This window comes from Thalassospira sp. UBA1131, from assembly GCF_002311515.1.
GTDB lineage: Bacteria > Pseudomonadota > Alphaproteobacteria > Rhodospirillales > Thalassospiraceae > Thalassospira.
Window position 1 is genome coordinate 9,274 of sequence record NZ_DCAO01000130.1, and the last position, 5,378, is coordinate 14,651.

Genomic DNA, 5,378 nt, shown 5'->3' on the forward strand with positions numbered 1-5,378 from the left:
AACTCGGATAACGACTATCTCGATTCAACCCAAAGCATGCCGTTTGGCGAATATCTTGACCTTATTCAGGCGGGGCCGACACCGCTTCGCATGTTTTTGTTCAATGTATTCAAACATATGCCGCAACTGCGCGAGGATTTTTCATATCCTGAGCTTGGCGTCACGTTCCTGAAAAATCATCCATTCCTGTTTGTTGGTGGTCAGGATGCGTATGTCGATATTCATTACGATCTGGATCACAGCCATGTTTTCCTGACGCAAATGACCGGCACCAAACGTGTGATCCTGTATGGAAGCGAAAACGGACGGCACCTGTATCAGCATCCGCTGACTGTTTCGTGCAATATCGATTTTCGGAACCCGGATCTGGAACGCTATCCCAAGCTTAAGGATATTCACGGCTATGAATGCATTCTGGAGCCCGGGGATACCATCTTTATCCCCAGCCGCTGGTGGCATTTCATCGAATACAGCACGGCTGGCATCAGCCTGACATTGCGCGCCTTACCTGAAACCTGGCCTGCGCGTGCGGCGGGTCTTGCCAGCATCATCAAGCTTAAGGTCATTGACCAGTATCTCGGCAAGATGATTGGCGAGAAGAAGTGGTATCAGATGAAGGAAGACTGGGCACACGCCCGGGCGCGCAAGGCGTAAGCTGATTATGCCTTTTTCAGGATGATGTCGTAGCCGTTTTGAACCCCAGCATGGGCCCATCGCGTCAGTTCCTTGCGGTTGTCAAATTCGGATACCGGACGGCTTGGACTGAAATGGACTTTGACGGTACAGCCCGACGTTGCCATGAACCGCCAGAAATGGAAGGCAAGGGTGGTGTCGTCAAACCATGGGTAAAGAACCGTTTCCGGTTCTGGCGAAGATCCACTCGCGCTGTCTTTCAGGCATAAAACGGTTATCGGCTGAACGTGGCAAACTTCAGCAATCTTTTCATCAAACACAAATTCCATCAGCGACGATTTGAACGGCAGGACGACACTTCCATCCGTACTTGTCCCTTCGGCAAACAGAACCAGCCTGCGGTCGGGCAGGATCTTGTCGCGCAGGATCTTGATCTGTTCGTGGGATTTGATGGCCCGACGTTCAACAAAAATGGTTTGGCAACAACGCGCAAGGAACCCGATCCCCGGCCAACTGCGAACTTCGGACTTGGCGATGAAATTAACGGTGAACAGCGCGTTGATCACCGGAATGTCGAGGTAAGACGTATGGTTCCCCAACAGCAGCAAAGGAAGTGTTTCGCTTGGCGATCCGGTGACTTCGACCTTAATGCCGGTGATCTTGCGGGCACCAAGATGCCAGATGCGGACAATCTGGGAACTGGCCCGGAGCTTGAGACCTTCAAGGATCAAGAAAGGGATCAGCATCGCAAACAGCCAGACCATCAGCGTCGTGAATTTTAGCCCTGCCTTCACGTGCTGTGCTGGTGTGATCGGTGCAGTGATGTGAGGTGTTGCCATCTGGTCCAAAGCGCTTGAAAACTCTTGTTTGACGTCATGGATGTTTCTTTTAACAGTAATCGCACTCACGCGTTTAGAGGTGTGAGATCAAGGCGATCAGCCTGCTTTTTATAGAATCTGTAGTATTGGTCTGGGACCTTGGCGACATCGACTGTGATCAATACATCAAGCGTCTTGAAATCGGGATCAAGTGCGACGCCATCGCCAACAACACCTCCCAGCGACAAGTAGGCTTTGATCAAGGGTGGCAATTTCGCAAGAGCCTCGTCCGGATCAATGTCGTCTTTTGCTATGCGTTCCATCGACTGATAATCGAGTGCGCGTGCAATATGCGGTTCATCATCCAATCGGTAGTGATGCAGGTATGACAGTTCATAGGCGATCTTGTCGATATCGGTCGCATGGAAGCTTGCGCAGCCGAACAGATAGCGAATGTCATGATTGAAAATCAGTTTGGTGATGCCGCGCCACAGAAGCTGAATGGCCTTGCCATCGCGATAATCCTTGTGAACACAGGATCGGCCGACTTCCATGCAGTTGTCTTTTACAGCGCCAAGCAGGGGAATGGAGAACTCTTCCTGTGCGATGTATGAGAGATCTGCGGGCTTTTGTTGCGAAAGCAGCAATCTGGTGGTGGCGATGACTTTCTTGTCATTTTCATTATCCACGACCAGCAGGTGTTCGCAGAACGCATCGAATTTATCGCTATCAAGGCCGGCCGAGTGTTGCTCGGTCATGGCTTTGGCGTGAAATTCGCCAAAGAAGACCTCAAAGCGAAGTTCTTGCGCCGCTTTCAGGTCTTGTTTGGTCTTGGCGAGATGAACAGAAAATCTACCGGATGCCATATTGGAAATTAATTCTGTTGTTCTAATGAAACTTGGTTGCCGTCGCTTTCCGCGATGACAGAGTGATTTGTATCACATAATGAACTGTCTATGAAAACAATATGATAGCGTTAAATCGACCAGTGTTTTCGGGTGAACACCGTCGCGGATTGAAAAGCCCAATGCGTATTGATGACAAGGTCAAATGCGTCTTTTTTGGCCGCGATCTGCCCAGTGACCAATCCAGAAAAATATTCTCTACTGTTTGGCATAAAAGTGGCTGGTGAAACGTTATCCTTACTAGGCTTGTCGCAATTTTGGGCAAAGTCCCCACATGAGTTTGGATGTTTTCACGATGACAGAGGTCGCCATGCCGTTCACAACCAGCTGGCTCAAAGCAATTACGACCGGCTTTGTTCTTGTCGGTGCCAGTTTTGTCCTGACAGCACCTGTACAGTCACATCCGGCCAATCAGGAACATCACCACACCGTCGTCGAACTTGCCCAAGGTGGTGGCATTTTTAGTGATGAAGAACGGCGCATTATTCGTGATGTACTTGATATTGCGACCGGGCAGACTGACCAAGATAGCGACAATAAGGACAAGGGTAACAAGGGCAAAGGCAACAAAGGCTTGCCGCCCGGTATTGCCATGAAGCTTGAGCGTGGCGGCACCTTGCCGCCCGGTATTGCCAAACGCGATTTGCCCGATAACCTGATTTCACGACTTCCTGCGCGCACGGACGGTGCGCTGCGTCAGATCGTTGGCGACGATGTTGTACTGATCGAAAAGGGGACCGAGATCATTCTTGATGTGATCCGGGATGTTGCCAGGAACTAAGTTGTGTTGCCTGCATTCGACAGAAAGAAAGCGGCGCCCGATTGGCGCCGCTTTTTGTTCTGCAAGCTTGTTTGTCGGCCGTTTGGCCATCAGGTGAAGGCGTTAAAGGTAATGATGGTCTGGGTATCCTTGATATGAGGCAGTTTGTGGATATATTCATTCACATAGCGCCCAATATCCTGTCCGTCATCAATATATACCTTGACCAACAATTCAAACGGGCCGGAGATGGAATAGACTTCGGAAACGCCTTCGACCTCTTCAACAAGCGCTGCTGCGACGTCATAGGCTTTGCCAAGTTCACATTTCACAAAGATGAAAAATGGATGCATCGGATCGGCTCCGGTTTGAAGTTGAATTCAGGACAAGCTACCTGCGTTGCATGATCCATGCAATCATCAAGCAGGATCTTGGTTTGGCCCCTTTGGGTCAAAGGACCTTGCTTTCGGCCTTTGCCGCGCGTTCCGTGACCGCGTCCAGCGTCAGATCCCAAACAGTGGTGCCTTCGGTTTCTGCCGTCAGGCTTGCCATCGCGAGGCCCGATGCCATTGCATCGTCAAAGCTCGTATGCGGTTTCGAGTAAGCCGACAAAAAACCGGAATAGAAGGCATCACCCGCACCATTGACGTCCTTGACCTTGGTGGGCAACGGATGCCAGAACGCGGTCCCCGATGCCGACGAGGAGACAACCCCTTGGGCACCAAGCGTGATCACGACATCCGGGATACCCTTGCCGCGCAGAAGCTCGACCGCAACCTTTGCCTGCGCAAGATCGTTGATCTCGATGCCGGTCAGGATGCGTGTTTCTGCGCGGTTGGCAATCAGCAGGTCGAGTTTATCAAGCACCGGCTTGAACCGTACTGCCTTGCTGGGGGAAACAGTGGCTGCACAGAATTTTGTCGTCTGTTTGTTTTCGGCAAGCCACTTGATGCTTTCGGTCGGCAAGTTTGCATCAACCAACCACCATGGCCGCGCCTGAAGGTTTGCCAGATGCGGTTCAAGGCGATCAATGGTCAGCAGGTCATAGACCTCGGCATTCATCATACCAAGCGCGAGTTCGCCGGTTTCATCAAGAAGGGCCGTGTAACCGGCCGTTGCCATGCCAGTGATCTTCATCAGATGGCGGGTATCGATTCCAAGTTCGGACAGCGCCTCGATCACCTGATCGCCATCCCCGTCATCCCCGACAGCACCCAGCATCGCGACATTATTGCCCAGAAGCCGAAGATGCACCGCAATGTTGCGGCTGACACCGCCAGGTTTGCGATGCAATGTCCGAACCGGGTTCGAGGCAGCGGGAACAAAAGTCTCGGTACATTGCAAGGTGCGGTCGAAATGGGCGGCACCAAAGCAAAGAATGTTGGCATTAGGCGTCATAGAGAACGGGTGCTCTTTGTCGTGGGACGTCACGCAGGTGACGGTCATGTGCTGTAAGCGATGTTGATAAGCCTCAAGCGCGCATGAAGGCAAGGAAAACAAAAAAGGCAGTCCGTTACGGACTGCCTTTCGGTCACTCGATAACACAGCAAACCTGCTTATTTCAGGTTGATGCGTCCCTTGGTCGTCGGGGTCAGTGGCGAGTTAAACCCGATATAGTCGGCAACAGCCTGTTCAAGGTTCGGTCCGAAGTCATAGACATCGGTGGCATTATCCCGGAACAGGGCGTAACCATCACCGCCATTGCGTATGAAGTCGTTGGAAACAACGCCATACATTTTGCCGGTCTCGATCGGTACGAAGCCGTTGCCATCGGCAACCATGACGTTTGAAACACGCGATCCGGCAGGTTGCGAAAGATCAAGGTCAAATTTCAGGCCCGCAACCTGCGGAAACTGGCCTTTGCCTTCCTCGACAAGCGATACACCATGTTCTAGCGATGCAACGATATCCGCGCCGGACAGCTTGAAGGTTGCCAGCGCATTCTGGAACGGCAGAACCGTCAGGACTTCACCCATGGTAACCGTGCCTTCATCGATGCTTGCGCGCACACCGCCGCCGTTCTGAATAGCGATCTGATAGTCATCACCAGCCTTCCAGAGCATGGCATCGGCAACCAACGAACCCATGGAGCATTCCATCTTGCGGCAGATTTCGCGCGCCCCGTCTGCAGGTGCCGTGAAGCTGCCAACTTCAAGGGTGCGAACGGCATCAACCTGAACGCTGGCTCCAGAGATAACGGCAAGAACGTCCTCGGCCGGTTTGATGCTGGCATCAAGGGCAATCGGATCACCCGACCATGCG

The 5,378-nt window shown here is 52.2% G+C and carries 7 protein-coding genes; 2 read left to right on the forward strand and 5 right to left on the reverse strand.

Going from position 1 to position 5,378, the window contains the following annotated elements; genetic code table 11:
* Nucleotides 1–654, forward strand: a 654-nt coding sequence (locus tag B3Z49_RS21185; protein WP_296994640.1) for a cupin-like domain-containing protein, incomplete at its 5' end; no start/stop codon positions are given.
* 5 nt (nt 655–659) lie between these two features.
* Here the strand turns inward: B3Z49_RS21185 and B3Z49_RS21190 are convergent.
* Together B3Z49_RS21190 and B3Z49_RS21195 are read right to left on the reverse strand one after the other, a co-directional pair.
* Entirely contained in the window at nt 660–1,472 is an 813-nt protein-coding gene (locus tag B3Z49_RS21190; RefSeq protein WP_296994642.1) for a lysophospholipid acyltransferase family protein, read from the reverse strand.
* A 65-nt stretch (nt 1,473–1,537) separates the two neighbouring features.
* A complete protein-coding gene (locus B3Z49_RS21195) occupies nt 1,538–2,317 on the reverse strand; it encodes a GNAT family N-acetyltransferase (protein ID WP_008890754.1) in 780 nt (259 codons plus the stop codon).
* A gap of 349 nt (nt 2,318–2,666) precedes the next feature.
* On the opposite strand from B3Z49_RS21195, the gene B3Z49_RS21200 reads away from it, so the two are divergent.
* The gene (locus B3Z49_RS21200; protein ID WP_296994646.1) at nt 2,667–3,137 is read left to right on the forward strand and encodes a hypothetical protein; all 471 of its coding nucleotides are present in this window, start codon (nt 2,667–2,669) and stop codon (nt 3,135–3,137) included.
* An 89-nt stretch (nt 3,138–3,226) separates the two neighbouring features.
* Here B3Z49_RS21200 and B3Z49_RS21205 read toward each other — a convergent pair whose 3' ends face one another.
* The 3 genes from B3Z49_RS21205 to B3Z49_RS21215 all read right to left on the reverse strand — a co-directional run.
* Nucleotides 3,227–3,469: an Lrp/AsnC ligand binding domain-containing protein gene (locus B3Z49_RS21205; protein ID WP_008890752.1), complete on the reverse strand. Its 243-nt coding sequence runs from the start codon at nt 3,467–3,469 to the stop codon at nt 3,227–3,229.
* A gap of 97 nt (nt 3,470–3,566) precedes the next feature.
* Nucleotides 3,567–4,514, reverse strand: coding sequence for a carbohydrate kinase family protein (locus B3Z49_RS21210; RefSeq protein ID WP_296994649.1), 948 nt, complete (start codon nt 4,512–4,514; stop codon nt 3,567–3,569).
* Between the two features lie 158 nt (nt 4,515–4,672).
* Nucleotides 4,673–5,378 (reverse strand): bifunctional metallophosphatase/5'-nucleotidase (locus B3Z49_RS21215; RefSeq protein WP_296994653.1); only part of this gene is annotated, 706 nt, incomplete at its 5' end.